The sequence below is a fragment of the Nonomuraea sp. NPDC005983 genome (assembly GCF_040614375.1).
Taxonomy (GTDB): Bacteria; Actinomycetota; Actinomycetes; order Streptosporangiales; family Streptosporangiaceae; genus Nonomuraea.
In genome coordinates this window covers 50,061-75,812 of record NZ_JBEXUP010000016.1, presented here as the reverse complement: position 1 = coordinate 75,812, position 25,752 = coordinate 50,061, and the positions used below count along the sequence as shown (strand labels likewise).

The following is a 25,752-nucleotide window of genomic DNA, read 5'->3' as shown; positions in this document are numbered from 1 at the left end:
GGCCCCACGCGGCCAAGTCCGCACGGGTTCGTGGGAACCGGGGGGCTGGTGCGGGTGAGTTAGGGGTGAAGGGTGCGAACGCGCCCTGTGGAAGGACTTCCCCCTATGAGAGGACTCACCCAAGTGGCGGTGATCACTGACGCCGCCCTCATCGAGGAGTCGATGGCCGACCCTGAACGGTTCGCCTGCCTCTTCGACAGGTACGCGGATGAGATCCACCGCTATGCCACCAGGCGCCTCGGACAGCAGAACGTCTCCGCGGCCGACGACGTGACGGCGGAGACGTTCCTGGCGGCGTTCCGCAAACGTTCCGCTATGACCTGTCCAGACTGGACGCCGCGCCCTGGCTGTACGGCATCGCCTCCAACCTGATCGCCAAGCACCGCCGTACCGAGCTGCGCAGGCTGCGGGCCCTGGCCAGGCTTCCCAGCGACGAGGACCACCCCTTCGAGCAGCGCAGCATCGACAGGATCGATGAACGAGTTCGACCTGATCAACGAGGCGCGGCCCGAAGTGACGTCCTACGACCCCGCCACCAAGGCCATGGCCAGGGACCGGCTTCTTACGGCCGGCAGGGCCCGGTGGGCCTGGCGCAAGCCGTACACCTTCGCCGTCGCTGGAGGGCTGGCGCTGGCCGTGGGCTTGGTCGTGGTGCAGGTCCCGCCCGCCTCGAACCCGCCTCACGAGCTGACGCTGCTGTCGGCCGCCGAAGTACTCCACCGCGCGGCGGGGGCCGCTGTTGACGAGATCGAGCCGCGCGACGACCAGTACATCGTGGTGAAAACGCAGGAGACCGCCGACTACTCGCTGGCGCCCTTCGACAAGTCCCGGCAGCACTACTACCGGCGCGTCAAGGACACCGTCTGGTTGCGCACCGGCGAAAGACAGCAGGGGCAGCTCGCCGACGGTGTGCACGAACGGACGACCATCGAGCCCCTAGCCTACGCCGGCCAACCGATCCCGAAGTCCGCCTACAAGGACATGGGCACCAGGGTCGACCCCGTCGTCTACTGCAAGGGCATGAAGAGCGACTACGCGACAATCAGGAGGCTGCCCACCGACGTGGAGGGCATGCGTGCCCACCTCGACGCCATGTGGAAGCCCAAGGCGGACAAGCTGACACCGTTTCTCGCCTTCCTCGCGGCACGTGAGTTGCTGTGGCAGACGTACTTGCCGGCCGCGCAGCGCAGTGCGCTGTACGAGGCGCTGAGCACGTTCCCCGGCATCACCCTCGACGAGGAGGTGCAGGACGCGGCGGGCCGCAAGGGCATCGGCGTGGGCTTCGTGAGCCCGGACGGGGTGCGCTGGGAGCTGATCTTCGACAGGGACACCTACGCGCTGCTCGGCGACAGGACCGTCGTGGTCGACGCTGAGGCGGCCAAGTCGCCGGTCGGCACCGTGGTGGGGGCCACGGCGCAACTCGAGATCTCGGTCGCCGACTCAGCGCCCAAGGTCAAGGTCGACGACCGCTTCAAGGACGGGAAAGGGTGCACCGGTGACTGAGCCGTCTTCTTGATGTGCCCCAGCCGGCACCTGATCCCGCAGAGGCACAGGAGGTTCGCTGGGTCGCGCCCGACGATCTCGCGCGGTACGACATCCATCCAGCGATACGTCTGCGAATCGGCCGGGGTCTCGAAGACGGGGCGGAGCCCTATCTCGGTTGAAGCCCGCGCGCCCCACGATCAGACACGGGTGCCTGAGAGCGGCCGCACCTCCCACGGTGGCGACCGGCAACTAACCTACTCTCCGGCGATAGGCCCTGGCCGGCGTCCAGGACGCCGGGTGAGGCATGTGGCCGGGGTTCGAGGCAAGAGCGGGTGCCGAAATCTCGGGCGGCGAATCGCAGCAAAGGTGTAGGAATTAGCGCGTGATGATGGCTGAGCACGCTCAATCCCTGTCCCCGGTCAACTCGCAGGTGCGGCGGAAGGCCCTGCGGCCGCAGGATCTCCAGCCGCTCTTCGTCGAGCGGGTCAACGCCCGCGATCTGGAGGGGCTCGAAGAGCTCTACGAGCCTGACGCGGCACTGCACTATCCGGCCGGGCACATCGCCCAGGGGATCGAGGAGATCCGGCTGGTGTTGAGGGATTTCCTGGCCGCCGAGCCCCTCATGACGGCCGAGCCCGTCAGCGCGGTCCTCGCTGGTGACCTGGCACTGACCTCGGGGGTGTGGACCATGGAGATCGCCGGGCCCGATGGTCGGCCGTTCCACGCGACGGGGCAGACGGCCGAGGTCGCGCGCCGCCAGGCCGATGGGACATGGCGGATGATCATCGATGATCCGGACTTCGTCAGGCCTCAGGACTGACATGGCGCCCTGCTCCGTCAGCGGGTACGCCCGTCCCGGAGCAGGGCGATCGTCTCGATGAGACGTCGCTGCCTGGTCTCGGGCTTCTTGGCTCCCTCGACGGAGAGAACGAACCACTGCTTCTTGGTATAGGAGAGCGTGTCGAAGAACCTCTTGGCCTCGGCGTCGCGGTCGAGGGCCTCGGCGAGATCGGCTGGCACGGCGACCTCGCGGGGTTCGGTGTCGAGTTCGAGGTTCACCACGACGTCGTCGCCCGCGGAGACCTCCGCGTGTGTGCGGTTCTCCGCGCTGATCCCGACCATGTATCTGCCGCCCATGGACGCCACGGTCGAGCGGTAGGTGTGACCGTTGATCGTGACGCGGACGGGGGGCCGCTTGCCCGCTCCGAGGTCGGCGACGACCTCGTCGGGCACCTGGAACCCCGTGGCGGTTTTGCCGGCCAGCTCGAGTGTGACTCGGAATCTCATCACTGTCGTCTCTCTACGGGTGGAGCTCGGGCTGATAGGTCAGATGAACGACACCGGTGCTGAAGGTCGCGGAGTCGATCAGCCGCAACGGTGTCTGCCGGTCGTCGTCGAAAAGGCGCCGGCCGCGGCCCAGGACGATGGGGTGGACCAGCAGCTGGAGTTCGTCCAGGACGCCCTGACGCAGCAGTGACCGGACCAGGGTGGGACTGCCGCTGATGGTGACGTTGTTTCCGGGTTCCTCCTTGATCTTGGTGAGCTCGGCGGCTACGTCGCCGCCGAGCAAGGTGGTGTTGTGCCACCGCACCGTGTCCAAGGTCGTGGAGGCGACCAGTTTGGGCATCGTGTTGATCCGCTCTGCCAGCGGCACCTCGCTGCCGCGCTGCGGCCAGGAGGCGGCGAACACCTTGTAGGTGGTCCGCCCGAGCAGCAGGATGTCGGACTCGTGGAATTGTGCGGCTACCACCTCGCCCATCTGCTCGTTGTAATAGGGGAAGTGCCAGTCCTCAGGTGCTTCCATGACACCGTCCACGGACACGAACAGCTGCGCGACGATCTTCCTCATGACCTCTCCTCGGTGGGTGGTGTCTCTGGGGATGCCTGGGCGACGCGGTCTCAGGCGGCGAAGAACTCCGCCAGGACGGGGGCGATGGCCGCCGGGTCGACGTTGTGGGGCTGACCGTGCAGGGTGCGGCGCTGGGGGGTGGGCAGGGCCGCGGTGATCGCCTCGGCGGCGGTGCTGACCCAGGGGATCGTCCCGCCGTCGATCACGATCGTGGGAACGGTGATGGAGGCCAGCTGGTCGGCGGGCAGGGAGAAGTCACCGGCGACCTCGGCGTCGTAGGCCAGGGCGGGCGCGGTGGAGCCCATCGCCTCCCAGAACGGGCCGGCCTTCATTCCGGCGACGAACTCGGCGGGCATGAGCACGGCCTCCAGGAAGAACAGTTCGAGCATGTCGCCGTGACGGCCCTGCTCGCGCAGCGCGAACTGCTGGTCGCGATAGTCGGCGGGGACGGCCGGGCGGGTGCCAGGGAGGATGTAGGGCACCTCCCACAGCGCCAGCCTGGTGATGGCCAGACCACGAGCCGCGGCCTGGACGGCGAGGATCCCGCCGCCGGAGGTCCCGTACACCATCGCCGATCCGCCCGCTTCGGTGATCAGGGCCTGGATGTCCTCGAACTCGCGGTCCACTGAGTACGGCGCGGCGTCGCCGCTCTGGCCCCGGCCGCGCCGGTCGTAGTTGTACACGGTGTAGTCGCCCGCAAGCAGGTCGGCCACCGGCGCGTTCGCCGATCGGTCGGTGGGTCCGCCGCCGATCAGGATGACTGCCGGTCCCGAGCCGATCCGGTCGTACGCGATGGGGGTCCCGTCCGTGGAGATGACCTTGTTCATGGCGTTTCCTCTCGAGTTCGTTCGGTACTGGACCGTACAGTACTTGTTTGAGTACTGGGCCGTCTAGTACTAAACTGAAAATGAGGAGAGGAGCGGACGATGACAGACGTGGCACAGACGACGCCGCAGGTGGAGGGCCGTTCAGCCCGCAAACGCAGGGCGATCATGGAGGCGGCCACCGGGCTGTTCCTGCGTAACGGCTATCAGGGCACCAGCATGGACGAGGTCGCCGCCCTCGCCGCAGTGTCCAAACAGACCGTCTACAAGAACTTCACCGACAAGGAACAGTTGTTCCGCGACATCATCCTCGGCGCTACCGACCGAGTCGGCGAGTTCACCGAGGTCGTCGCCCAGCTCGTCGGCACCGAGGACCTGAAGGAGGACCTGGGTGAGCTCGCCCGCCGATACATCACCGTGGTCATCCAGCCGCGAACGCTGCAGCTGCGCAGGCTTCTCATCGCCGAGGCGGGCCGCTTCCCAGCGGTGGCGCGTGACTATTACCAGCGGGCGCCGGGACGCACGATCGACGCGTTCACCGACTGCTTCCAGAAGCTGGCGGACCGGGGGCTGCTGCGGATCGACGATCCGTCCCTGGCCGCCAGCCACTTCGCCTGGCTGATCTTGTCCCAGCCGATGGACAAGGCCATGTTCTTCGGGGACGAGCAGCAGTACACCCCCGCGGAACTCCACCACTTCGCGGACGAAGGGGTCCGCGTGTTCCTCGCCGCCTACCGGACCTGAGCGAGACGGCCCGCCGGACCTCGACGGCTGAGCGGCGCCGGAGTCGCGGTCGCTGCGCCAGCGCGGGGTGGCCGTGCCCGACATCGCCCTCAAGCTGGTCATCCCCACGGGCAAGAACAAGGGTCGGCATCCCTCCGTCGCCAGCGATTATCGGGTGCTGGCCGACGCCGACGGCGGCTAAGGGGGGCCCAGTCGGGCCCCGAGGACTCGGGGCCGGGCAACGGCCTTCATAACGCCCACCAGTCCCATCAACCAACTGCCGAACCACCACGACAAGAGCGCGGCAGAAACAGCGACCTCAATCGTGGCACGTCACAACCTGGGGGTCCGGGGTGCCGCGCTGGCCACCGTGCTCGCCCGCGCCGTCACGCTCGCGATCTCCCTGGCGACCATGGGACGGGTCCGCGACGCGGGCCCGTCCTTCCCGGCCACGGCCATCCTCAGGACCGGCCTGCCCATGTCCGCGGCCGTGAGTTTCCTGCGCTGGATGACGCTCTACCTGGTGCCCTTCGGCGGCCTGATCGCCGTCGGCGGGGCGCTCCAGGCGAGCGGGAGGGGCGGCCGCCTGCTCGCCGCCACGCTGGCGGGCTTCGCCGTGCAGCTGCCCCTCGCGTACCTGCTGAGCTCGTGGCTCGGGATCGAAGGCGTGTGGCTGTCGATGGCCGCCGGGGCCTCGATCAGCCTCGCAGGCGCGCTAGGGCGGTCCGGATCCGCTCTTCGGTCCGCTCCCGACCCAGCACCTCGATCGACTCGAACAGCGGCAGGCCGACAGTGCGGCCGGTGACCGCGACGCGGACGGGCGCCTGGGCCTTGCCGAGCTTGAGCCCGTGGGCGGCGCCGACCTCCTCCAGCGCCTCCTTGAGCGACTCAGGGTCCCAGCTGAGCGCGGGGAGGCGCTCCAGATAGCCGGTGAGGATCTCCTCGGCGGCGGTCTTCATCGCCTTGTCCCAGGACGCCTGGTCGAACACCGGCTCGTCCAGGAAGAGGAAGTCGACGTTGTTCCTGATCTCCGACAGCACCGAGATGCGGGTCTGGGCCAGGGGGGCGACCTTGCTGAACAGCTCGCGGTCCCAGTCGGCGTCGAGGTAGGTCGCGCAGCGCTCCTCGAACGTCTCGACCGGCAGGGCGCGGATGTACTCGCCGTTGAACGCACGCAGCTTCTTCTCGTCGAAGAAGGCGCTGGACGCGTTGACGTCCTCCAGCTTGAACAGCGGGACCATGTCCGACCACGGCATGATCTCGCGGTCGTCGCCGGGACCCCAGCCGAGCAGCATGAGGTAGTTGACCATGGCCTCGGCCAGGTAGCCCTCGGCGCGGTAGTCCTCGAGCGCCACCTTGTCGCGGCGCTTCGACAGCTTCTTGCGCTGTTCGTTGACGATCACCGGCAGGTGCGCCCAGACCGGCGCGCTCGCGCCCAGCGCGGGCCACAGCAGCTCCTGCTTGGCCGCGTTGCCCAGGTGCTCCTCGCCGCGCACCACGTGCGTGATGTTCTGGGTGATGTCGTCGACGGCGTTGGCCAGCACGTACAGCGGGGAGCCGTCGGTGCGGGCGATGACGAAGTCCTCCTGGGCCTCGTTCGGGAACTCCACGCGGCCGCGGACGACGTCGTCGACCACGGTGACGCCCTCGTCGGGGGTGCGGAAGCGGACCGCGCCCTCGGTCAGGCCGCGCTCGCGGCAGTGGCCGTCGTAGCCCTTGTGCTCGGAGCCGGTGCGGGCGACGAGCTGCTCACGGGTGCAGTCGCAGTAGTACGCCTTGCCGTCGGCGAGCAGCTTGGCCACGGCCTCGCGGTGCTGCGGCTCGTACGCTGATTGGAAGTACGGCCCCTCGAAGGCAGGGTTCGTGCCGTTGATGCCGATCCAGTCGAGTGCCGAGATGATGCCCTCGGTCCACTCGGGACGGTTCCTGGTGGCGTCGGTGTCCTCGATGCGCAGCACGAACCTGCCGCCGGACTGCTCGGCCAGCGCCCAGTTGAACAGCGCGGTGCGGGCGCCGCCGACGTGGAACATGCCGGTGGGAGACGGGGCGAAGCGCACCCGTAGATCAGTCACGGGAGACCACCTTGTTCGTGAGAGTGCCGATGCCTTCGATGCCGACGCTGACCTCGTCGCCGACCTCGAGCGGGCCGACGCCGGCCGGGGTGCCGGTCAGGATCACGTCGCCGGGGATCAGCGTCATGACCGCGCTGACGTAGGCGACCAGTGCGGGGATGTCGTGGATGAGCTGGTTGGTGCGCCCGCTCTGCCGCACCTCACCGTTGACCGTGGTGGTCAGCGCCAGGTCGCTGGGGTCGAGGTCGGTGCGGATCCACGGGCCGAGCGGGCAGAAGGTGTCGAAGCCCTTCGCCCGGGTGAACTGGACGTCCTTCTTCTGCAGGTCGCGAGCGGTGACGTCGTTGGCGCAGGTGTAGCCGAAGATGACGTCCTTGACCCGCTCGACGGGCACGTCGCGGCAGAGCCTGCCGATCACGACGGCCAGCTCGCCCTCGAAGTCGACGCGGTGCGACAGCGCGGTCGGGTACGCGATCGCCTCGCCGTGGCCGATCACGGAGGTGGACGGCTTCATGAACAGGAGCGGCTCTTCGGGCACCTCGTTGCCCAGTTCACGGGCGTGCTCGGCGTAGTTCCGGCCGATGGCGACGACCTTGCTCGGCAGCATCGGCGCGAGCAACTTCACCTGGGACAGCGGCAGCCGCTCCCCCGTGAGCTGCACGTCGCCGAACGGGTGACCAGACACGCCGGAGACGAACTCCTCGCCCGGGCCGCCCTCGACCACGCCGAACGACACGCCTTCGCCTGTGGAGTACCTCGCTATACGCACCCGACAAGGCTATCGCCGCCGCCACTCGAGTCGGCCCATCGCACGCCCTCGTCATCGGAAGGCCGCTACCGCGACACCTGAGTAACACGCAAGTCAGAACGTCCCAAAATCACCCCTAAAGTCTGTTTTGTCGGACATTATCCCTGGTCGGCCGGATATCTCGTCAGATGAGGGGCAAACGGCGAACGCTGGAGGTGACGGATCGTGGCGGACACGGTACTCAAGAATCAGACGTCGACCGTCCCGAAGCAGGCAGGCGGCCCCGGCAGCGCGCTCGTCACCGACAAGGGCACCACCAGCATCGACGACGTCGTCGTGGCGAAGATCGCCGGGCTCGCCGCGCGCGAGGTGTCCGGCGTGCACGCCATGGGCGGCGGCGCGGCCAGAGCGCTGGGCACCATGCGCGGCATGGTCGGCGCCGAGACCAGCGTCACGCAGGGCGTGTCGGTGGAGGTAGGCGAGCGGCAGGCGGCCGTCGACCTCGACCTGGTGGTCGAGTACGGCATCGCCATCCCCGAACTGGCCGCGGCCGTGCGCAGGAACGTCATCAACGCGATCGAGCGCATGTGCGGCCTGGAGGTCACCGAGGTCAACATCAGGGTGGACGACGTCAACCTGCCCGGCCAGGAAGAGGCCAGGAAGAAGGAGCGCAAGAAGGAGGAGCCGGAGCCGGAGCAGGAGTCGAGGGTCCGATGACGGACGCCCGGAAGATCGCCGACCGCGCCCGCTCCTGCCCCGGAGTGGCGGGGCTGTCGGGCGGCCCCTTCGGGGTGGTGGCCACGTACCTGCCCGGCGAGCGAATCACCGGCGTCTCCGTGACCGACGACGAAGTGGACATCGCCATCGTGGCCCGCCTCACCGAACCGCTCCTCGAAGCCGAGCCGTTCCCCGAGACGGCGGACCGGCTGCGCCAGGCGATGGCGGACCTGACCGGGGACCGCCGGGTGAACGTGCGGATCCACGACGTGGTGGAGGAGCCCCGATGACCACCCCGTCCACCGCAGACCCGCGCGCCGCGGCCCGGCCGCAGGTGCCGGTGCAGCGACCCGCTCCTGCGCGCCTTCCCGAGGAGCGACGGGGACGCACCGAGGTGAGCGACAGGGTCGCCGCGAAGATCGCCTGCCGCGTCGCGAGAGAGCTGCCCGAGGTGCTCGACGTGGGCGAGCGCGGCGGTCTGCCGTGGACGCGCTCGCCCGGCGCCGAGGTACGCGACGACCACGTGACGATCGCCCTGGACGTGGTCGTCGCCTACCCGGCGCCGCTGCGCTCGACCACAGGACGGATCAGGCGGCACGTGGCCGCGCGGGTCGGCGAGCTGACGGGGCTGCGGGTCCGGCGCGTGGACGTGGCCGTGACCGACCTGCGGGTGACGCCATGATCGCGCCGGTGAACCGGGCCGCCGACCGGGCGGCGGTGCGCGCCTTCCGCCCGCAGCGGACGATCCCGGCCGTCGTCGTGGCCGTGCTGCTCACGCTGCTCGGGCTGGCCGTGGTCGTCGAGACGATCTCGGCGCTGGCCGGTCACCCGCTGCGGTGGATCCCGTACGACCGGATGCTCGCCTGGGCCACCACGACGCCGTGGCGGTCACCGGCCTTCCTGTCGATCGCCGCGCTCGTGACCCTCGTCGGCCTCGCGCTGCTGGCCCTCGCGGTGGTGCCCGGACGGCCGCGCATGGTCCCGGCGCGCACCGGCGACGCCGACCTGATCATCGGGATGCGGCCCAGGAGCTTCACCAGGGCGCTGGCCCACGCCGCCGAGGAGGTGTCCGGCGTCCACTCCGCCACGGCCAGGATCCACGGCCGCGCCGTCGCAGTCACAGCGACCACGTCCGGCTGGGACGAGCAGCACTTCGAGGCGGCCGTGCGCGACGCGGTCCTGACCAGGATGGCGGCGCTGAGCCCGGTCGAGCCGTACCAGGTCAAGGTCAAGCTGAAGGAGCACAGGTGAACCGCAGGACGGGACGCGGCAACAGGCTGGGCCTGGCCCTGGTCGGGCTGGTGCTGACCATCCTGGGCGTGCTGGCGTTGATCAGGGCGGCGTCCGCGCCGACGGGCACGCCGGTCGTGTACGGCGGTGCCACGGGGCCGTTCTTCGCCGCCGCCTCCCCGTGGATCTGGTGGGCCGTCGCCGTGCTGTCGATCGTCGTGGCGCTGCTCGGCCTGCGCTGGCTGGTCGTCCAGGGGCGCGGGCAGGCGCCCCGCGCGCTGCGGCTGGAGAGCGGCCCTGGAGGCGTCACGGACGTCTCAGCCGGCGGCGTGGCGCACGCGGTCGCCGCCGACCTGACGTCCAGCCCTGCCGTGCTGCGCGCCGACGCGGACCTGGCGGGCACGGGCCGGCGTCCGGAGGTGCGGCTGCGCCTGGTCACGGACGAGCAGGCGCCGATGCGCGCGCTCACCGACCACCTGGCCGGGGTGACGCTGCCACGCATGCGCAGCGCTCTGGAAACCGACCGGGTGCCGACCGTGGCCCGCGTCACCCTGGAGCCACCGCAGACCCCCTACCGCATGGTGCGCTAGCTAGCGCCAACGCGCCGATCGCTGGGATGTGTCCTCGAATCCGAGAGCTGGAACTACCGGTCGAGGGGGTTGGCGGCGATGCGCTCGACGATGCCCGCGCGGACGAACTGGCCGGCCAGGCTCGACGGCTTGCGCATGCCCTGCTCGGTGACGCAGGCCGTGAACTCCTTGGCGATCTCCAGCCGGGGGTGGCGTTCCAGGACCTCCTCACGCAGCGGCGTGGGGATCTCCTCGGTGCGGCGGCCGGAGATGTCCATGCCGGTCGAGAGCTCCAGCAGGTGGCCCTCCGGGTCGTCCTCCAGCGGCACCTCGTCCCACATGTGGCGGACGATCACCTCGGCGGCCCTGACCCGCCGCTCGACGGACCAGCCCGCGCCCGCGCAGAACGCCCACGCGACGTACCCGCCCGCCTCCTCGAACGGCACCGTGTGGCTGTCGAACTCCGCGGTCAGGCCGAGGTCGTGCAGCATCGCCGACACGTACAGCAGCTCCGCGTCGAAGGTGATGTCGTGCGTCGCGGCGTAGGCCGCCGCCCACAGGTAGGCCCGCACGGAGTGGTTGAGCAGCGAGGGCGAGTGGAAGCGGGTGGCCACTTCCAGCGCGCCGCGGCACGCCGGGGTGTCGGGAATGACGAGGTCGTCGAGCTTCATGCGTCAAGCATGTCGTGGAATGCTAACGATCTGGAACTCAACTTGACCAGTTGATCGCGATTCGTACAGCATGTTCCGCCCCCATCTTTTGGTCCGGAAGGAACTGGCGTGCGCCGCGTCGCGATCCCCCTTGCTCTTACGCTCGTCCTAGGCGGCGTGGTGAGCCCAGCGCAGGCCGACACGTCGGTGAAGCGCACCGCGCAGTGCCAGGGCGACTGGATCCCCGGGACACCGACCGCCGATGACGTGATGCGCGGCGAGATCTCCCTCGTCGGCCTGCCCGAATACAAGATCGGCAAGACGATCAACTGGGGGGCGAGCCCGTACCACAACCGCTCCTGGGAGTTCGTCTTCCAGTCGCTGCGCTGGATGGGGACGCTCGTCGTGGCCTACGAGAACACCGGCGAGGAGCGCTATCTCGACCGGGCCAAGGAGATCGCCAAGGACTGGGTCACCCACAACAGGCGCGGCGCCAAGGGCACCAAGCCGTACGTGTGGAAGGACCACCCGGTCTCGCTCCGCTCGCAGGCGCTCGTCTGCCTGAGCATGCACGTCAAGGACGACTGGCTGAAGCAGAGCCTGGCCGAGCACGCCAAGCTGCTGTCCGACCCGAGGCTCTACAAGAAGGGCCACAACCACGGGATGGACCAGGACATCGCGCTCATGGGCATCGGCTGCCGCTACGGCCGCAAGGACTGGGCCGACCTCGCGTCCCGGCGGCTGACCGGCACGGTCAAGCTGGACGTCGACTCGCAGGGCGCGCTCATGGAGCAGGCGCCGCGCTACGCCGTCTACGTCCACGGCAGGCTCCAGGTGGCGATGGCCAACATGAAGGCGTGCGACCGCAAGGTGCCCGGCGAGATCGCCAAGCGCGCCGACGCGCTGAAGGACTTCGTCGCCCACTCGACCGAGCCGAGCGGCTACATGGCGCCGATCGGCGACGGCAGCGCCGAGACCGAGCCCAAGATGGAGACGGGCACGCCCAAGGAGAAGGTCAAGGTCTACAAGGCCGGCTACGTGTACGGCCGGACCGAGTGGGGCAAGCCCGACTCCGCGTACTACACGATCAGGTTCGGCCCCGGCATGAAGTTCCACGGCCACGAGGACCACCTGGGCGTCACCTACTACGCCCAGGGCCGCGACATCCTGGTGGACGCCGGGTTCCACTCCTACGAGAAGAGCGCCTACCGGTACTGGACGCTCTCCCCCGAGGCGCACAACGTCCCGATCGTCGCGGGCGAGCGCTTCCGCCCCCGCACGGCCAGCAAGCTCACCAAGACCAGGTACGGCAAGGACCAGCAGGCGTTCCAGCTCACCGACAAGGCGTACGGCGCCGCCCGCACCCGCTCGGTCCTGGTCGACCACGGCCAGGACCTGATGGCCGTGCTCGACACCGCGTCCGGTGGCAAGAAGATCAGTAACCTGTGGCGGTTCGACCCGTCGCTCAAGGTCGTCTCCAACCGGGGCGGCCGGGTCGTCCTCGGCGACGGGAAGTTCAAGGTCACGCTGGTGCAGCTCACCGCTTCCTGCTCGCCGGTCGGCGGGCAGAAGGTGGAGCGCGGCGGCAAGCTCGGCTGGGCCTCGCCGACCTACCTGTCGAAGCAGCCCGCCACCGTGGTGGTCTCGCCGTCCGCCGAGTCACTGCTCACCGTGATCGTGCCGGGGACGGACGCGCCGAAGGTGTCATGCTCCGGCTCGAAGATCGAGGTCCAGGGCGTCACCTTCTCCACCAGGCTCCTCTGACCGGTACGGCCCGCACCGTGCGGGCCGTACCGGGCGGGATCAGGTGGTCTCGCGGCCCGCGCGCAGCAGGCCGTACGTGACCGCCTGCTCCAGCGCCTGCCAGGACGCGTCGATGACGTTCTTGCCGACCCCGACCGTGGCCCACTCGGCCGTGTCGTCGCTGGACGTGATGAGGACGCGGGTGATCGCCCCCGTGCCGTGGGTGCCTTCGAGGATGCGCACCTTGTAGTCGACCAGCTCCAGCCTGGCCAGCTCCGGGTAGATCTTCTCCAGCCCCAGCCGCACGGCCCGGTCGAGGGCGTTGACGGGGCCGTTGCCCTCGCCGGTGGCGACGATCCGCTCGCCCTTGGCGTGCAGCTTGACCGTGGCCTCGCTGACGAGGTCGCCGCCCTTGGTGCGCTCGACGATCACCCGCCAGGACTCGACCTCGAAGTGCCGCCTGCGCTCGCCGTGGACGGTGTCGCGCAGCAGCAGCTCGAAGGAGGCGTCGGCGGCCTCGAACGTGAACCCCTGGGCCTCGAGGTCCTTGACCCGGTCCACGAGGGTCTTGGTGGACTCGGGAGTGAGCTCGTAGCCCAGCTCGCGGCCCTTGAGCTCGACGGAGGCGCGGCCCGCCATGTCGGAGACCAGCATCCGCATGTCGTTGCCCACGGCGGCGGGGTCGATGTGCTGGTAGAGGTTCGGGTCGACCTTGATGGCGCTGGCGTGCAGCCCGGCCTTGTGCGCGAACGCGGACGTGCCGACGTAGGGCGCGTGCGAGTTCGGGGTGACGTTGGTGACCTCGGTGATCGCGTGGGCGATGCGGGTCATGTCGGCGAGGGCGGCGGGCGGCACGAGGTCGAAGCCGCGCTTGAGCTGGAGGTTGGCGACGACGGTGAACAGGTTGGCGTTGCCGGAGCGCTCGCCGTACCCGTTGGCGCAGCCCTGCACGTGCGTGGCGCCCGCCTTGACGGCGGCGAGCGTGTTGGCGACGGCGCAGCCGGTGTCGTCGTGGCAGTGGATGCCGACCCTGGCGCTGGTCTCGACGGCCCGCGCCACGACCTCGCCGAGTTCGTCGGGGAGCATGCCGCCGTTCGTGTCGCACAGGGCGATGACGTCGGCGCCCGCCTCGGCGGCGGTGCGCAGGACCTCCAGCGCGTAGGCTGGGTTGGACTTGTAACCGTCGAAGAAGTGCTCGGCGTCGAGGAAGACTCGCTGCCCCTCCGCACGGAGGTGAGAGACCGTGTCGCGGATCATCGCGAGGTTCTCCTGGAGAGTCGTGCGGAGGGCCAGCTCCACGTGCCGGTCGTGACTCTTGGCGACAAGGGTCACGACCGGCGCGCCGGATTCGCGCAGTGCGGCCACCAGTGGGTCGTCGGCTGCCTTCACACCGGCCCGGCGGGTCGCGCCGAACGCGGCTAGCTGCGCGTGCTCCAGGTGCAGCTCTGTTCGAGCGCGCCTGAAGAACTCGGTGTCCTTGGGGTTGGCGCCGGGCCAGCCCCCTTCGATGAAGCCGACGCCCAGTCCGTCCAGATGGCGCGCGACGGCGAGCTTGTCGGCGACGGTGAGGTTCAGGCCCTCCTGCTGTGCGCCGTCACGCAGCGTCGTGTCATAGACGTGAAAGCGGTCGTCGGCCATGGTGGTTCGTCTCCCTGGAAACAAAAAGACCCCTCACGGACGTGAGAGGTCTGCGCGCTGGCGGTGCCCTTTGTCAGCCAGCGCGCCTGCCGATAATGAGCAGACCGTAGAACATGGTGCTTGTGAGTCTGCCATACGAACTCACCATTTGGCACATCGATCTCATGCTCTGGGACACCCTCAGACCGTGACGCCGTCTCCGCCGGTGATGGCGCGCTCCAGCGCGACGGGGTCGAAGGCCAGCTCACCCAGCATCTGACCGTTGAGCAGGACGGTCGGCGTGCCGTCGATCTTGATCTTCGCCGTCTCCTCGAGGTGCGTCTTCGCGTACGACTGCGAGGTGACGCAGTCGTCGACCGAGGCGCCCGCCCTCCTGGCCGCGCCGACCAGCTCCGTCACGGTGAAGCCCGAGGCGACTCCGTGCGGGGCGGGCTGCATCGCGAACAGCTCGTCGCGGAAGCGCAGCCAGTTGGCCTCGGGCACGCACCTGGCCGCCGCCGCGGCCCTGATGGAGTTCGACCGCATGGGCTCGTCCTGGAAGATCGTGACGGTGTGGAAGACCACCTTGACCTTGCCTTCCAGGGCCAGCTTCTCAAGGGTGGCGTTCACCCTGGAGTGCAGCTCCTTGCAGACCGGGCAGTCGAAGTCCTCGTACAGGTCGAGCACCGGCGCGCTGCCGCCCTTGTCGGCCAGCACCATCGTCCCGTCCGGTTGCCGGGTCAGCCTGACGCCCTGCGCCGACTCGCCCGGCTGCGTGAAGGCCATCACCACGACCACGGCCAGCACCGCGATGGCGGCCACCACGGCCGCCAGCCTCTTCGTCATCCGCCGCCCCTTCGTTGATCGCGCAGACCCTATCCGAAACGCGGGACAGCGGGCATGACGGGGTATTCACCGAGCTTTGCCAAAAACTGACTTTCGCCGGGGTATGCCGGGTTCATGGCGCACCTGCCCGCCTACCAGCCCATGCTGGCACAGCTCGGAAGCCTGCCACCGCCCGCCCAGGAGGACAGGTGGTGCACCGAGATGAAATGGGACGGGGTCAGGGCGCTGGCCTACGTCGAGGGGCGGGCGCTGCGGCTGACGTCCCGCAACGGCAAGGACATCACGCCCGCCTACCCCGAGCTGTACCCGATCGCCGGGGCGGTCGGCGGGCACGACGTGGTGCTCGACGGCGAGATCGTGGCCTGGGACGAGCAGGGCAGGCCGTCGTTCGGGGCACTCCAGCCGCGCATGCACCAGCGCAACCCCGCCCAGGTGGCCGAGCTGGCCAGGTCCACGCCCGTCACGTACCTAGTGTTCGACATCCTGCACGTGGACGACACGCCGTCGGTGCGCAGGCCGTACACGGAGCGGCGCGAGTTGCTGAAGACCCTGGTGATGCCGGGGTACCGCTGGGAGGTCCCGGTCGAGTTCGAGGACCACGCGCAGCAGGCGCTGGAGGCGAGCATGCGGCTGGGGCTGGAAGGCGTGGTGTGCAAGCTCCGCTCGGCCCCCTACCGGCCCGGCAGGCGCTCCGCCGAGTGGACGAAGGTGAAGAACGTCCGGACGGCCGAGGTGGTGATCGGCGGCTGGAAGCCCGGGGCCGGGCGGCGCTCCGGCATGATCGGGTCCCTGCTGCTCGGCGCGTACGACCCCGCCGGACGGCTCGTCTACGTCGGGCACGTCGGCACCGGCTTCACCGAGGCGATGCTGCGTGACCTGCGGGAACGGCTGGCGCCGCTGGAGCGGCCGGACTCGCCGTTCACCGTGCCCGTGCCGCGCGAGTTCGCGAGGGACGCGCGCTGGGTCGAGCCGCGCCTGGTCGGCGAGGTGCAGTTCATGGAGATCACCGAGGACCACCGGCTGCGCCACCCCTCCTGGCGTGGGCTGCGGCCCGACCGGCTCCCGTCGGAGGTCGACTGGGCCGAGCGGCGCGACGTGGGATGAGCTCGCTTCACCCCCTCGCGCGGACGACAATGATCCGATGAAGGGAAACCTGCTCGGCCCCAATGTGGCCCAGTACATCCTCGACCACACCACCAAGCCTGACCCGCTGCTCGAAGCCCTGGCGAAGGAGACCGTCGCGGCGACCGGCGACAGCGCCGGCATGCAGATCACCGCGGATCAGGGCAGGCTGCTCACCATGATCACGCAGCTGGTCGCGCCGGACGTCGCCGTCGAGGTCGGGACGTTCACCGGCTACTCCTCGCTCTGCATCGCCCGCGGGCTGTCAGGTGGCACCCTGCACTGCTTCGACGTGAGCGAGGAGTGGACGTCGATCGCCCGCCGCTACTGGGAGACGGCGGGCGTGGCCGACCGGATCACGCTCACGATCGGCCCCGCGCGCGACACGCTCGCCGCCTTCCACGAGCGCGTCGACCTGGCCTTCCTCGACGCCGACAAGCCCAACTACCCGGCCTACTACGAGCTGCTGGTGGATCGGCTGCGGCCCGGAGGGCTGCTCATGGTCGACAACACCCTCTGGAAGGGCCGCGTCGCCGACCCGGCCGACAACGAACCGGCCACCGTGGTGATGCGCGAGTTCAACGACCTGGTGGCCGAGGACCCGCGGGTGACGGTCGTCGTGCTGCCTGTCGCTGACGGGCTCACGCTCGTCCGCAAGAACTAGCCGCCACCCGCGCGGCCCGGGTCAGCTGATCTTGTGGACCCAGCCGTGCTTGTCCTCCCTGGTGCCGTACTGGACGCCGACCAGCTCCTCGCGGATCCGCATGGTCACCGGGCCGGGGGCGCCGTCGGCGATGGTCCAGGCGCGGTCGGCGCCCTTGACCGAGCCGACCGGGGTCACCACCGCGGCCGTGCCGCACGCGAACACCTCGGTCAGCTCGCCCGACTCGCTCGCCGCCTGCCACTCGTCGGTCGAGATGAGGCGCTCCTCGGCCTCCAGGCCGAGTTCGGCGGCCATGGACAGGATGGAGTCGCGGGTGATGCCCGGCAGCAGGGTGCCGGTCAGCGCGGGGGTGACGAGCTTGTCGCCGAAGACGAAGAACAGGTTCATCCCGCCCATCTCCTCGACGTACTTGTGCTCGTGCGCGTCGAGCCAGACCACCTGGTCGCAGCCCTGCTCGACGGCCTGCCGCTGCGCGACGAAGGCCGCCGCGTAGTTGCCGCCGCACTTGGCGAAGCCGGTGCCGCCGGGCGCGGCGCGGGTGTACTCGGTCGACAGCCACACCGAGACGGGCTTCACACCGCCGGCGAAGTACGAGGCCGCCGGTGAGGCGATCACCATGTACCTGTATTTCCGCGAGGGGTAGTTGACCCCCAGCCCGACCTGGGTCGCGATGATGAACGGCCGCAGGTACAGGCTGTGCCCCTCGGCGGTGGGCACCCAGTCGCGGTCGGTCTGGACGAGCACTTCCAGCGACTCGACGAACGTCTCCTCCGGCAGCTCCGGCATGGCCATCCGGACGGCCGACTGGTTGAAGCGGGCCGCGTTGGCGTACGGGCGGAACGTCACGATCGAGCCGTTGCCCTGCCGGTACGCCTTGAGCCCCTCGAACAGCTCCTGCGCGTAGTGGAAGACCGCGGTGGCGGGGTCGAGCGAGAGCGGCCCGTACGGCTGGAGCCGCGCGTCGTGCCACCCCTCGCCCTCGGTGTAGTCGATGGTGACCATGTGATCGGTGAAGACCTGTCCGAATCCGGGACTCACCAGTGCCTGCTCCCGCTCGGCCACGGTGCGCGCGTGGTCGGATAGCTGCACGTCGAAGCTGAGCTTCTGAGCAATGGTCATGGCGAAGGTCCTTCTCTCTGCGATCTCGACAGCACTGCGCGGGGCAGTCCGTACTTCCTATTGTCTCGCTATTTGGGATGGCAAGGGGTAGGTGGGGTGTTTTGACCGTGCGGACACCAAAAAGCGCCCGGCAGTCCGTCACCGGACCGCCAGGCGCTTGCGGAGCTAGGCGGCCCTAGCTCGATACTCGCGCGGTGATGTCGTCGCCGATCTCGTGCGTGGTGCGGCCCGCCCACCCGGTCAGGCGCTCCAGGATGTCGTCGGCGACGGCCTGCTCGACCTTGGCCGCCTCGGCGTGCAGGCCGAGGTGGTCGAGGAGCATGGCGGCCGACAGGATGGTCGCGGTCGGGTCGGCCTTGCCCTGGCCGGCGATGTCGGGGGCGCTGCCGTGCACCGGCTCGAACATGCTGGGCGCGGTGCGCTCGGGGTTGATGTTGCCGCTGGCGGCCAGGCCGATGCCGCCGGCGATGGCCGCGCCGAGGTCGGTGATGATGTCGCCGAAGAGGTTGTCGGTGACGACGACGTCGAAGCGCTCGGGCTGGCTGACGAAGAACATCGAGGCCGCGTCGATGTGGTAGTAGTCGGTGCTGACCTCGGGGTACTCCTCCGCCACCCGGTTGACGGTGCGCTGCCACAGGTCGCCGGCGAAGGTCAGCACGTTCGTCTTGTGGATGAGGCTGAGCTTCTTGCGGGGGCGCGACTTGGCCTTCTCGAAGGCGTACCGCACCACGCGCTCCACGCCGTAGGCGGTGTTGAGCGACTCCTGGGTGGCGATCTCGTACGGGGTGCCGCGGCGCATGACGCCGCCGGTGCCCGCGTACAGACCCTCGGTGCCCTCGCGGACCACGATCATGTCGATGTTCTCGGTCGGCGTGTCGGCCAGCGGGGTCTCGACGCCGGGGAAGAGCTTGACCGGGCGCAGGTTCACGTAGTGGTCGAACGCGAAGCGCAGGCGGAGCAGCAGGTCGCGCTCCAGGATGCCCGGCGGGACGCTGGGGTCGCCGACGGCGCCGAGCAGGATCGCGTCGTAGCCGCGCAGCTCTTCGAGCACGGAGTCGGGGAGCGTCTCGCCGGTTCGGTGGTAGCGGGCGGCACCCAGGTCGTAGTGGGTGGGCTCCAGCTTGACGCCGACCGCTTCGAGGACCTTCAGCCCCTCTGCCACGACTTCGGCGCCGATGCCGTCGCCGGGGATGACCGCCAGGCGGATGTTACGCGACTCCATGGACGGTACCTTACCGGCTCGTCTCGGCTGACGAACACACCATCTCACTGTCCGGACAGTCCAATTTAGGCTATTTGCGACCTTTTGACCGTTTCGTTAGAGTCCGTCAGGCCTAATCCACGCAACGGCTGCGTGGAGCCGGGGACCCACTTCACCTGGGGCGAGTCGGCATCGCCGTAGGGCTACTTCCAGGCCCGAGCCCGTCAGCTAACCCGGTCGGCCAGATGGAAGGACACTCCCCTGTCTCGCATCGCCGTCCTCGTCGTCCTGGGAGCAACAGCCGCCGGAATGGCCCTCGCCTCCCCTGCCAACGCCGACACCGACACCCCCGACAGCATCCCCAGTTCCTCTCCCACCTCTACCCTCACCGGCCCTCAGGTCAAGCAGCTCCAGCTCAAGAAGACCCCCAACCCGGCCTGGAAGGTCGCCCTCAACTTCGCCATGAAGAAGCGCGGCATCCCCTACGTCTGGGGAGGGACGAGCGACAGCGGCTACGACTGCTCCGGGCTCACGCTCCGGGCGTACGAGAAGGCGGGGATCGAGCTGCCGCGCACCGCCGCCGAGCAGTACAACGCCTTCTCCAAGAAGATCAGCTGGGACCACCTCAAACCCGGTGACCTGGTCTTCTTCCACGGCCTCGGCCACGTGGGCATGATCTCCCGCCCCGGATACATGGTCCACGCCCCGCACACGGGCGACGTCGTGAAGGAGGAGCAGCTGTCGGACTGGCGCAAGGACTCCTTCGTCGGCGCCGTCCGTCCCGACCCCAAGGGCGTCAAGCTCTGGAAGGAGATCAGCAAGCAGCGCGCAACGCCGGCCCCTGCCATGCCCACGGCGACGTTCTGACCCGTAGCGGCCTCATCCCCTGCGAGCGTCGAAGATGAGGTCCCAAGCGCGGGCGCGCGCGTGGGCGACAGCGCCGAGCAGGACGCCGCTGTCGCCCAGCGCGCTCGCCACCACCACCGGCCGCAGCGGCCCCAGCTCGGCCACGCGGCTCTCGATCGCGGCCCCGAGCAGGTCGAGGTTGCGCCCGACGCCGCCGCTCAGCACGATCACCTCAGGGTCGAGCACCGCCGCCACCGCCACCAGCAGGCCGCCGATCCGCCGCCCCTCGGCCTCCACGACCGAGCGGGCCACCGGATCACCGGTCGCGGCGGCGGAGAACACCTCCTTGGCCGTGGCGAGGTCGAGCCCGGCCGCGCTGGCCGCCCGCACCACGCCGGGCGCGGCGGCCACGGCCTCGGTGGCGCCGTGCGCCAGCGCGTCGTCGGACGGGATCGGGTCTTCGGCCGCTGGGACGTACGACACCTCACCGGCGGCGCCCCGCGCCCCGACGTACAGCTCGCCGTTGACCACGATCCCCATGCCGACCCCGGTGCCGATGGAGACCAGCGCGAAGTTCGCCTTGCCCTGCCCCTCGCCGTAGGCGTGCTCGCCCACGGCCGCCAGGTTGATGTCGTTCTCGATGACGAGATCGACCTCCAGCGCCGAGCGCAGCCGTTCGGCCAGGTCGGGGCCCGGCAGGTTGGGGGCGAACTCCAGGCGTCCGAGCGCCGGGTCGTACACGCCGGGCGAGCCGACGACCGCGCAGGTGATCGAGGACCAGTCGAGCTCGGCCTTCCCGGCAGCAGCCCTGGCCAGGTCGCCCACCAGCACGGCCAGCTCCGCCGAACTGCGCGCGGTGTTGCGGCCGTCGGTGCGGCCGGCGAACGTGCCGCGCAGGTCCGCCACCGCCACCCTGATCCAGTCGCGGCCGATGTCGACGCCCGCCACGTGCGCGGACGCCGCGTTCATGTCGTAGAGCGAGGTCACCGGCCCCGGCCTGCCCGACACCTCGCCGACCAGGTGCACCAGGCCGTCCTCTTCCAGCCCGGCGAGCGCGGCCGAGACCGTGGGCTTGGACAGCCCGGTGATCTTGGCCAGGTCGGCCCGCGACGCGGGGCCGTGCTCGTGGAGGTGGTCGAGCAGACGGCGCTCGTTCAGCACCCGCAGCAGCCGCGGATTACCCAGCTCACCTCGCATGTGACGTCCTCCTCCAGGCAAACTCTAGCCAACACGCTGGTAGTAAACTACCTTTCTTACCAGCACCGGGGGCCGGCACACTCGAAAGGGACGATGTGCGATGCACCGAGCCTGGCGACTCCTCCCCGCCGCAGCGGTCCTGCTGGCCGCCGCCTGCGGGAACACCACGACGACAGCGAACCAGAAACCCCAGGACCAGCAGGGCGGCAAGACCATCGCGCTCTTCCTGCCCGAGTCGAAGACCACGCGCTACGAGGCCTTCGACCGCCCGCTGTTCGAAGCGAAGGTCAAGGCGCTCTGCGCCGACTGCAAGATCCTCTACAGCAACGCCGAGCAGGACGCCGCCAAGCAGCAGCAACAGGTCGAGGCCGCGCTGACCCAGGGCGCGAACGTGCTGGTGCTCGACGCCGTCGACGCGAACGCGGTGGCCCCGCTGGTCAACCAGGCCAGGCAGAAGAAGATCCCGGTGGTCGCCTACGACCGGCTGATCTCCGGCATCGACTACGCCTACTACGTCTCGTTCAACAACGTCAGGGTGGGCGAGATGCAAGGTCAGGCCCTGCTCGAGGCGATGAACGCCAGGGGCACCACGGCCAAGGGCCAGATCGTGATGATCCACGGCTCCCCCACCGACCCCAGCTCGGCCGACTACAAGAAGGGCGCCAAGAACGTCCTGGACGGCAAGGTCAAGGTCGGCAGGGAGTTCGACACCCCCGACTGGAGCCCCGACAAGGCCCAGCAGCAGATGGAGCAGGCGATCACCGCTATCGGCAAGGACAACATCGTCGGCGTGCTCTCGGCCAACGACGGCATGGCGGGCGGCGCGATCGCGGCCATGAAGCGCGCGGGCTACAAGCAGCTGCCGCCCATCACCGGTCAGGACGCCGAGCTGGCGGCCGTCCAGCGCATCCTCACCGGCGAGCAGTACATGACCATATATCTGGACATCAGGGCTGAGGCGGAGAAGTCCGCCGAGCTGGCCGTCTCCCTGGTCAAGGGCGAGCAGCCGGCCGCCACCAGCGAGGTCAACAACGGCACGGCCGACATCCCCGCCTTCCTCCTCGACCCCATCGCCGTCACCGCCGACAAGGTCAAGGACACCATCGTGAAGGACGGCTTCTACACGGCCGACCAGATCTGCACCGGCGAGGTCAAGGCCGCCTGCGCGAAGGCGGGCATCCAGTAAATGCTCTCGGCGACAGGCATCTCCAAGCGGTACGGCGCGGTCCAGGCCCTCGACGGCGCGAGCCTGGACCTGCGCGCAGGCGAGGTCACGGCCCTCATGGGCGACAACGGCGCCGGCAAGTCCACCCTGGTCAAGACCGTCTCCGGGGTCGTCGTCCCGGACGAGGGCACGATCACGCTCGACGGCCGGCGCGTCAGGATCACCAACCCGCACGACGCCCAGGCGCTCGGCGTCTCGACCGTCTACCAGGACCTCGCGCTCTGCGAGAACCTCGACGTGGTGGCCAACCTGTTCCTCGGCACCGAGCGGCGCCGCTGGTCGCTGCTGCGGCACATCACCATGGAACGCGCCACCCGCGAACTGCTCGACCAGCTCGACGTCCGCATCAGGGACATCAGGGTGCCCGTGGCCATGCTGTCGGGCGGTCAGCGCCAGTCGGTGGCGATCGCCAGGGCGCTGATCGGCGAGCCGCGGCTGGTCATCCTCGACGAGCCGACCGCCGCCCTCGGCGTCGAGCAGACCGCCCAGGTGCTCGCCCTCATCGGGCGGCTGCGCGAGCGCGGCCTCGCGGTGCTCGTCATCTCGCACAACCTGGCCGACGTGCGAGCGGTCAGCGACCGCGTGGTGGTGCTGCGCCTGGGACGCAACGCGGGCGACTTCAGCACGGCCGAAGCCTCGCAGGAGGACATCGTGGCCGCCATCACGGGAGCAGGGGCATGACCGACACCTTGGTACGCAAGCCGTACACCCCGAAAGCCACGGTCGAGCGGCTGCGACAGGGCGACGTCGGCGCGTGGCCCGTCGTCGGCGGGCTGGTCGCCATCGCGATCGTGTTCAGCCTGCTCAACGAGCGCTTCCTCGCGCCGGAGAACCTCACCAACCTGGCCCTGCAGATGGCCGCGACCGGGACGATCTCGCTCGGCATCATCATGGTGCTGCTGCTCGGCGAGATCGACCTGTCGGCGGGCTCGGTCAGCGGCCTGTGCGCGACCGTGATGACCATCGTGCACGTCAAGCAGGGCTGGAACCCCCTGCTGGCCATCGGGCTCGCGCTCGCGGTCGGCGCCGGGATCGGCCTGGTCCACGGGCTGATGTTCACCAAGCTGCGGATGCCGTCGTTCGTGGTCACGCTGGCGGGGCTGATGGGCTGGCTCGGGCTGCTGCTCTACCTGCTGCGCGAGGGCGGCACGATCAACCTGCCGTTCACCGGGTTCATCTCGAAGCTGAGCGACACCTGGTTGCCGTCCTGGCTGTCGTGGGTGCTGGTCGCGGGCCTGGTGGCCGTCTCGGGAGGGGTGGCGCTGGCGTCGCGGCGGCTGCGGCTGGCCGCCGGGCTGTCGGTGACGCCGCTGTGGTGGCTGCTCGTCCGGACGGGCGGGCTGCTCGTGCTGCTGGCCGCCGCAGTGGTGATCATGTCGGCGGACCGGGGCGTGCCCCTGCTGCTGATCATCTTCGGCGCCCTGGTCGTGCTCTTCGACCTCATGCTCAGGCACACCGTGTTCGGCCGCCACCTGTACGCCGTCGGGGGCAACGCCGAGGCCGCCAGGCGCGCGGGCATCAACGTGACGCGGATCAGGATCCTGGCGTTCATGCTGGCGTCCACGCTGACGGCGGCGGGCGGCATCCTCGCGGCCAGCCGCCTGTCGGCGGTCAACCAGCAGTCGGGCGGCAGCGACATCCTGCTCATGGCGATCGCGGCGGCGGTCATCGGCGGCACCTCCCTGTTCGGCGGGCGCGGGCGCGCCTACGACGCGCTGCTCGGCGTCCTAGTCATCCAGTCGATCACCAGCGGCATGTACCTGCTCAGCGTCGACTCCTCGGTGCGGTTCATGGTGACGGCCGCGGTGCTGGCGCTGGCGGTGGCGATCGACTCGCTCGCCCGCAGGGGCGCCGCCCGGTGAGCCGGGTCCTGGGCATCGACGTGGGAGGCACCAAGGTCGCCATCGGCCTGTCCGGCTCCGACGGGCCGGCGTTCTCCGAGCGCGTCCGGCTCGACACGGGGGCCGACACGCTCGCGCGGGCGCTCGCCGCCGCCCGCGCGCTCGACGCCGCGCCGTCCGCCGTGGGCTTCTCGACCTGCGGCGTCATCCGGAACGGCGTGGTGCGGCTGGCGCCGAACGTCCCGGGGTGGGAGGGGCTGGAGCTGCCGAGGCTGCTACGGGAGGAGTACGGCGCCGTCCCGGTGGCCATCGACAACGACGTCAACGCGGCGGCGGCGGCCGAGCTGAGGTGGGGGGCGCTGCGCGGCGTCTCGACCGGCGTCTACCTCAACCTGGGGACGGGCCTGGCGGCGGCGCTGGTGGTGGACGGCCGGGTGGTGCCGGGTGCGCACGGCGCGGCGGGCGAGATCGGGTACCTGCAGGTGGCACCCGGCGAGCCGGCCTTCGCCGACGGCCGCGTCCCCTTGGAGGAGCGCATCTCGGGCAGCGCACTGGCCGCCCGCGGCACCGCCCTCCTCGGCCGGACGACGACGGCGGCGGAGCTGCTCCACCTGTCCGGCCGACCGGTCTCAGCGCCGGCCACCGGACGACAGGCGCAGGCCGTCGCGCTCGTGGACGAGGCGCTGCGGACGCTGGCCATGAGCGTGGCCAACCTGTGCGTGGCGCTCGACCCCGAGCTGCTGGTGGTGGGGGGCGGGATGATGGGGGCGGCCGAGCTGATCCTGCCGCGGCTCACCGCCGAGCTACGCAGGGCGGTCCCGTTCCCGCCGGAGGTGCGGGCCGCGCGGTTCACCGACGACGCGCCGCTCCTCGGCGCCCTGGCCCTCGCCCACGCTGCCGCACCGTCGGCCTGATCAGTGGCGGCCTGATCAGCGGCGAACCTCGCACAGCCCGCGCGGACACGGGTCGGCCGAAGGTCGACGAGCGGGCTGTGCCGGTCGGGACGGGCGGCTGGTCGGCCGCCCGCTGCCCGCGGAAGCTCCGGAGGACGCGCTAGCGGACAGAGTCCTGGGGGGCGCCGCCGTTGTCGCGGCGGTCCAGCGCGGTCTGCAGCGCCTCGGTGGCCTCGTTCTCGTGGTCGTCGGCGTGGTTCCAGGAGTACATCTCGTACATGGTGTGACTCGTCTCTTCTCGCGGAGGCGTCATGGGAGAGCCGGACTCCGGTCGCGACTCCAACCGGGCCTGAACTCGTGAGGTCCGGATCACGGACCGGACGAAAGGGACTTAATGGCCGACGCAACGCCGCAGCACCGCGGCGGGTCGTCGACCTGCCCTAACAGGCCCCGCCGCGGCAGGTAATAAGTACGAGAACCTGGCGCATTTCTCGTAACAGTACCTGGTGGGTGCGAGGCTGTCTCGTAGGATGTCCAACTATCTCGCATGCTGAGACAAGAAACGGCTGCC

General features: G+C 69.8%; 29 protein-coding genes and 1 riboswitch. Of the genes, 18 read left to right on the top strand and 11 right to left on the bottom strand.

Annotated elements, in window-relative coordinates:
- Positions 1-105: 105 nt before the first annotated feature.
- The 3 genes from ABZ297_RS10645 (at position 106) to ABZ297_RS10635 (ending at position 2,305) form a co-directional block, all read left to right on the top strand.
- Complete coding sequence (locus tag ABZ297_RS10645; protein ID WP_355342685.1) at positions 106-372, top strand: hypothetical protein; 267 nt, start codon at positions 106-108, stop codon at positions 370-372.
- Positions 373-474: 102 nt separating this feature from the next.
- The gene (locus tag ABZ297_RS10640) at positions 475-1,503 is read left to right on the top strand and encodes a CU044_5270 family protein (RefSeq protein WP_355342682.1); all 1,029 of its coding nucleotides are present in this window, start codon (positions 475-477) and stop codon (positions 1,501-1,503) included.
- 367 nt (positions 1,504-1,870) lie between these two features.
- Positions 1,871-2,305 carry a nuclear transport factor 2 family protein gene (locus tag ABZ297_RS10635; RefSeq protein ID WP_355342757.1) on the top strand — a complete coding sequence of 145 codons (435 nt, stop codon included), beginning with the start codon at positions 1,871-1,873 and terminating at the stop codon, positions 2,303-2,305.
- 17 nt (positions 2,306-2,322) lie between these two features.
- Here the strand turns inward: ABZ297_RS10635 and ABZ297_RS10630 are convergent, their stop codons facing one another.
- The 3 genes from ABZ297_RS10630 to ABZ297_RS10620 are packed head-to-tail and all read right to left on the bottom strand — an operon-like array spanning position 2,323 to position 4,161.
- The gene (locus tag ABZ297_RS10630) at positions 2,323-2,772 is read right to left on the bottom strand and encodes a YdeI/OmpD-associated family protein (RefSeq protein WP_355342679.1); all 450 of its coding nucleotides are present in this window, start codon (positions 2,770-2,772) and stop codon (positions 2,323-2,325) included.
- 13 nt (positions 2,773-2,785) lie between these two features.
- Positions 2,786-3,334: a dihydrofolate reductase family protein gene (locus ABZ297_RS10625; protein ID WP_355342676.1), complete on the bottom strand. Its 549-nt coding sequence runs from the start codon at positions 3,332-3,334 to the stop codon at positions 2,786-2,788.
- Between the two features lie 50 nt (positions 3,335-3,384).
- The gene (locus tag ABZ297_RS10620) at positions 3,385-4,161 is read right to left on the bottom strand and encodes an alpha/beta hydrolase (RefSeq protein WP_061259861.1); all 777 of its coding nucleotides are present in this window, start codon (positions 4,159-4,161) and stop codon (positions 3,385-3,387) included.
- A 99-nt stretch (positions 4,162-4,260) separates the two neighbouring features.
- Here ABZ297_RS10620 and ABZ297_RS10615 point away from each other — a divergent pair, with 99 nt between their 5' ends.
- On the top strand, positions 4,261-4,902 hold the full coding sequence (locus ABZ297_RS10615) for a TetR/AcrR family transcriptional regulator (RefSeq protein WP_355342672.1): 642 nt from the start codon (positions 4,261-4,263) through the stop codon (positions 4,900-4,902).
- 304 nt (positions 4,903-5,206) lie between these two features.
- Complete coding sequence (locus ABZ297_RS10610; RefSeq protein WP_355342669.1) at positions 5,207-5,686, top strand: hypothetical protein; 480 nt, start codon at positions 5,207-5,209, stop codon at positions 5,684-5,686.
- Here ABZ297_RS10610 and gltX read toward each other — a convergent pair.
- Entirely contained in the window at positions 5,580-6,953 is a 1,374-nt protein-coding gene (gene gltX / locus ABZ297_RS10605; RefSeq protein ID WP_355342666.1) for a glutamate--tRNA ligase, read from the bottom strand. The genes ABZ297_RS10610 and gltX overlap by 107 nt on opposite strands.
- Positions 6,946-7,722 carry a fumarylacetoacetate hydrolase family protein gene (locus ABZ297_RS10600; RefSeq protein ID WP_355342663.1) on the bottom strand — a complete coding sequence of 259 codons (777 nt, stop codon included), beginning with the start codon at positions 7,720-7,722 and terminating at the stop codon, positions 6,946-6,948. The genes gltX and ABZ297_RS10600 overlap by 8 nt, the downstream gene beginning before the upstream one ends.
- 204 nt (positions 7,723-7,926) lie before the next feature.
- Between ABZ297_RS10600 and ABZ297_RS10595 the strand changes: the two genes are divergently transcribed.
- From ABZ297_RS10595 to ABZ297_RS10575, 5 genes are read left to right on the top strand one after another with little or no spacing between them, the layout of a single operon-like run.
- Positions 7,927-8,418 carry an Asp23/Gls24 family envelope stress response protein gene (locus ABZ297_RS10595; protein WP_355342660.1) on the top strand — a complete coding sequence of 164 codons (492 nt, stop codon included), beginning with the start codon at positions 7,927-7,929 and terminating at the stop codon, positions 8,416-8,418.
- A complete protein-coding gene (locus ABZ297_RS10590) occupies positions 8,415-8,708 on the top strand; it encodes a hypothetical protein (protein WP_355342657.1) in 294 nt (97 codons plus the stop codon). Before ABZ297_RS10595 ends, ABZ297_RS10590 begins: the two co-directional genes overlap by 4 nt.
- On the top strand, positions 8,705-9,100 hold the full coding sequence (locus tag ABZ297_RS10585; RefSeq protein ID WP_355342654.1) for an Asp23/Gls24 family envelope stress response protein: 396 nt from the start codon (positions 8,705-8,707) through the stop codon (positions 9,098-9,100). Before ABZ297_RS10590 ends, ABZ297_RS10585 begins: the two co-directional genes overlap by 4 nt.
- Positions 9,097-9,669 carry a DUF6286 domain-containing protein gene (locus ABZ297_RS10580; protein ID WP_355342651.1) on the top strand — a complete coding sequence of 191 codons (573 nt, stop codon included), beginning with the start codon at positions 9,097-9,099 and terminating at the stop codon, positions 9,667-9,669. Before ABZ297_RS10585 ends, ABZ297_RS10580 begins: the two co-directional genes overlap by 4 nt.
- Complete coding sequence (locus ABZ297_RS10575) at positions 9,666-10,238, top strand: alkaline shock response membrane anchor protein AmaP (protein WP_355342648.1); 573 nt, start codon at positions 9,666-9,668, stop codon at positions 10,236-10,238. The genes ABZ297_RS10580 and ABZ297_RS10575 overlap by 4 nt, the downstream gene beginning before the upstream one ends.
- Positions 10,239-10,291: 53 nt before the next feature.
- Here ABZ297_RS10575 and ABZ297_RS10570 read toward each other — a convergent pair whose 3' ends face one another.
- Positions 10,292-10,888: an HD domain-containing protein gene (locus ABZ297_RS10570; protein WP_355342645.1), complete on the bottom strand. Its 597-nt coding sequence runs from the start codon at positions 10,886-10,888 to the stop codon at positions 10,292-10,294.
- 108 nt (positions 10,889-10,996) lie between these two features.
- Between ABZ297_RS10570 and ABZ297_RS10565 the strand changes: the two genes are divergently transcribed.
- Positions 10,997-12,631: a heparinase II/III family protein gene (locus ABZ297_RS10565; RefSeq protein WP_355342642.1), complete on the top strand. Its 1,635-nt coding sequence runs from the start codon at positions 10,997-10,999 to the stop codon at positions 12,629-12,631.
- 39 nt (positions 12,632-12,670) lie between these two features.
- Here the strand turns inward: ABZ297_RS10565 and cimA are convergent, their stop codons facing one another.
- Complete coding sequence (gene cimA, locus ABZ297_RS10560; RefSeq protein ID WP_355342639.1) at positions 12,671-14,248, bottom strand: citramalate synthase; 1,578 nt, start codon at positions 14,246-14,248, stop codon at positions 12,671-12,673.
- A gap of 180 nt (positions 14,249-14,428) precedes the next feature.
- Positions 14,429-15,073: a thioredoxin domain-containing protein gene (locus ABZ297_RS10555; RefSeq protein WP_355342636.1), complete on the bottom strand. Its 645-nt coding sequence runs from the start codon at positions 15,071-15,073 to the stop codon at positions 14,429-14,431.
- A 114-nt stretch (positions 15,074-15,187) separates the two neighbouring features.
- On the opposite strand from ABZ297_RS10555, the gene ligD reads away from it, so the two are divergent.
- Positions 15,188-16,177, top strand: coding sequence for a non-homologous end-joining DNA ligase (ligD, locus tag ABZ297_RS10550; RefSeq protein ID WP_355342633.1), 990 nt, complete (start codon positions 15,188-15,190; stop codon positions 16,175-16,177).
- Between the two features lie 37 nt (positions 16,178-16,214).
- Entirely contained in the window at positions 16,215-16,859 is a 645-nt protein-coding gene (locus ABZ297_RS10545; protein WP_355342630.1) for a class I SAM-dependent methyltransferase, read from the top strand.
- Between the two features lie 21 nt (positions 16,860-16,880).
- Here the strand turns inward: ABZ297_RS10545 and ABZ297_RS10540 are convergent, their stop codons facing one another.
- Together ABZ297_RS10540 and ABZ297_RS10535 are read right to left on the bottom strand one after the other, a co-directional pair.
- Positions 16,881-17,978, bottom strand: a complete 1,098-nt coding sequence (locus ABZ297_RS10540) for a branched-chain amino acid aminotransferase (protein WP_355342627.1) — start codon at positions 17,976-17,978, stop codon at positions 16,881-16,883.
- Between the two features lie 175 nt (positions 17,979-18,153).
- Positions 18,154-19,200 carry a 3-isopropylmalate dehydrogenase gene (locus ABZ297_RS10535; RefSeq protein ID WP_355342624.1) on the bottom strand — a complete coding sequence of 349 codons (1,047 nt, stop codon included), beginning with the start codon at positions 19,198-19,200 and terminating at the stop codon, positions 18,154-18,156.
- 99 nt (positions 19,201-19,299) lie between these two features.
- Positions 19,300-19,436, top strand: a riboswitch (cyclic di-AMP (ydaO/yuaA leader).
- A 52-nt stretch (positions 19,437-19,488) separates the two neighbouring features.
- Between ABZ297_RS10535 and ABZ297_RS10530 the strand changes: the two genes are divergently transcribed.
- Positions 19,489-20,046 carry a C40 family peptidase gene (locus ABZ297_RS10530; protein ID WP_355342621.1) on the top strand — a complete coding sequence of 186 codons (558 nt, stop codon included), beginning with the start codon at positions 19,489-19,491 and terminating at the stop codon, positions 20,044-20,046.
- A gap of 12 nt (positions 20,047-20,058) precedes the next feature.
- On the opposite strand, the gene ABZ297_RS10525 is transcribed toward ABZ297_RS10530, so the two are convergent.
- Positions 20,059-21,222: an ROK family transcriptional regulator gene (locus ABZ297_RS10525; protein WP_355342618.1), complete on the bottom strand. Its 1,164-nt coding sequence runs from the start codon at positions 21,220-21,222 to the stop codon at positions 20,059-20,061.
- Positions 21,223-21,322: 100 nt separating this feature from the next.
- Between ABZ297_RS10525 and ABZ297_RS10520 the strand changes: the two genes are divergently transcribed.
- From ABZ297_RS10520 to ABZ297_RS10505, 4 genes are read left to right on the top strand one after another with little or no spacing between them, the layout of a single operon-like run.
- Positions 21,323-22,408, top strand: coding sequence for a sugar ABC transporter substrate-binding protein (locus tag ABZ297_RS10520; RefSeq protein ID WP_355342615.1), 1,086 nt, complete (start codon positions 21,323-21,325; stop codon positions 22,406-22,408).
- Positions 22,409-23,128, top strand: a complete 720-nt coding sequence (locus ABZ297_RS10515; RefSeq protein ID WP_355342612.1) for an ATP-binding cassette domain-containing protein — start codon at positions 22,409-22,411, stop codon at positions 23,126-23,128.
- Entirely contained in the window at positions 23,125-24,309 is a 1,185-nt protein-coding gene (locus ABZ297_RS10510) for a sugar ABC transporter permease (RefSeq protein WP_350808423.1), read from the top strand. The genes ABZ297_RS10515 and ABZ297_RS10510 overlap by 4 nt, the downstream gene beginning before the upstream one ends.
- Positions 24,306-25,202, top strand: a complete 897-nt coding sequence (locus ABZ297_RS10505) for an ROK family protein (RefSeq protein ID WP_355342609.1) — start codon at positions 24,306-24,308, stop codon at positions 25,200-25,202. Before ABZ297_RS10510 ends, ABZ297_RS10505 begins: the two co-directional genes overlap by 4 nt.
- The last annotated feature ends 550 nt before the right edge of the window (positions 25,203-25,752 follow it).

Excerpts from the sequence above, each read along its gene's own strand:
- ABZ297_RS10645 (WP_355342685.1), top strand. The coding sequence starts at position 106 with ATGAGAGGACTCACCCAAGTGGCGGTGATCACTGACGCCGCCCTCATC.
- ABZ297_RS10640 (WP_355342682.1), top strand. The coding sequence starts at position 475 with ATGAACGAGTTCGACCTGATCAACGAGGCGCGGCCCGAAGTGACGTCC.
- ABZ297_RS10635 (WP_355342757.1), top strand. The coding sequence starts at position 1,871 with ATGATGGCTGAGCACGCTCAATCCCTGTCCCCGGTCAACTCGCAGGTG.
- ABZ297_RS10630 (WP_355342679.1), bottom strand. The coding sequence starts at position 2,772 with ATGAGATTCCGAGTCACACTCGAGCTGGCCGGCAAAACCGCCACGGGG.
- ABZ297_RS10625 (WP_355342676.1), bottom strand. The coding sequence starts at position 3,334 with ATGAGGAAGATCGTCGCGCAGCTGTTCGTGTCCGTGGACGGTGTCATG.
- ABZ297_RS10620 (WP_061259861.1), bottom strand. The coding sequence starts at position 4,161 with ATGAACAAGGTCATCTCCACGGACGGGACCCCCATCGCGTACGACCGG.
- ABZ297_RS10615 (WP_355342672.1), top strand. The coding sequence starts at position 4,261 with ATGACAGACGTGGCACAGACGACGCCGCAGGTGGAGGGCCGTTCAGCC.
- ABZ297_RS10590 (WP_355342657.1), top strand. The coding sequence starts at position 8,415 with ATGACGGACGCCCGGAAGATCGCCGACCGCGCCCGCTCCTGCCCCGGA.
- ABZ297_RS10585 (WP_355342654.1), top strand. The coding sequence starts at position 8,705 with ATGACCACCCCGTCCACCGCAGACCCGCGCGCCGCGGCCCGGCCGCAG.
- ABZ297_RS10580 (WP_355342651.1), top strand. The coding sequence starts at position 9,097 with ATGATCGCGCCGGTGAACCGGGCCGCCGACCGGGCGGCGGTGCGCGCC.
- ABZ297_RS10570 (WP_355342645.1), bottom strand. The coding sequence starts at position 10,888 with ATGAAGCTCGACGACCTCGTCATTCCCGACACCCCGGCGTGCCGCGGC.
- cimA (WP_355342639.1), bottom strand. The coding sequence starts at position 14,248 with ATGGCCGACGACCGCTTTCACGTCTATGACACGACGCTGCGTGACGGC.
- ABZ297_RS10555 (WP_355342636.1), bottom strand. The coding sequence starts at position 15,073 with ATGACGAAGAGGCTGGCGGCCGTGGTGGCCGCCATCGCGGTGCTGGCC.
- ligD (WP_355342633.1), top strand. The coding sequence starts at position 15,188 with ATGGCGCACCTGCCCGCCTACCAGCCCATGCTGGCACAGCTCGGAAGC.
- ABZ297_RS10545 (WP_355342630.1), top strand. The coding sequence starts at position 16,215 with ATGAAGGGAAACCTGCTCGGCCCCAATGTGGCCCAGTACATCCTCGAC.
- ABZ297_RS10540 (WP_355342627.1), bottom strand. The coding sequence starts at position 17,978 with ATGACCATTGCTCAGAAGCTCAGCTTCGACGTGCAGCTATCCGACCAC.
- ABZ297_RS10535 (WP_355342624.1), bottom strand. The coding sequence starts at position 19,200 with ATGGAGTCGCGTAACATCCGCCTGGCGGTCATCCCCGGCGACGGCATC.
- ABZ297_RS10530 (WP_355342621.1), top strand. The coding sequence starts at position 19,489 with ATGGCCCTCGCCTCCCCTGCCAACGCCGACACCGACACCCCCGACAGC.
- ABZ297_RS10525 (WP_355342618.1), bottom strand. The coding sequence starts at position 21,222 with ATGCGAGGTGAGCTGGGTAATCCGCGGCTGCTGCGGGTGCTGAACGAG.
- ABZ297_RS10520 (WP_355342615.1), top strand. The coding sequence starts at position 21,323 with ATGCACCGAGCCTGGCGACTCCTCCCCGCCGCAGCGGTCCTGCTGGCC.
- ABZ297_RS10515 (WP_355342612.1), top strand. The coding sequence starts at position 22,409 with ATGCTCTCGGCGACAGGCATCTCCAAGCGGTACGGCGCGGTCCAGGCC.
- ABZ297_RS10510 (WP_350808423.1), top strand. The coding sequence starts at position 23,125 with ATGACCGACACCTTGGTACGCAAGCCGTACACCCCGAAAGCCACGGTC.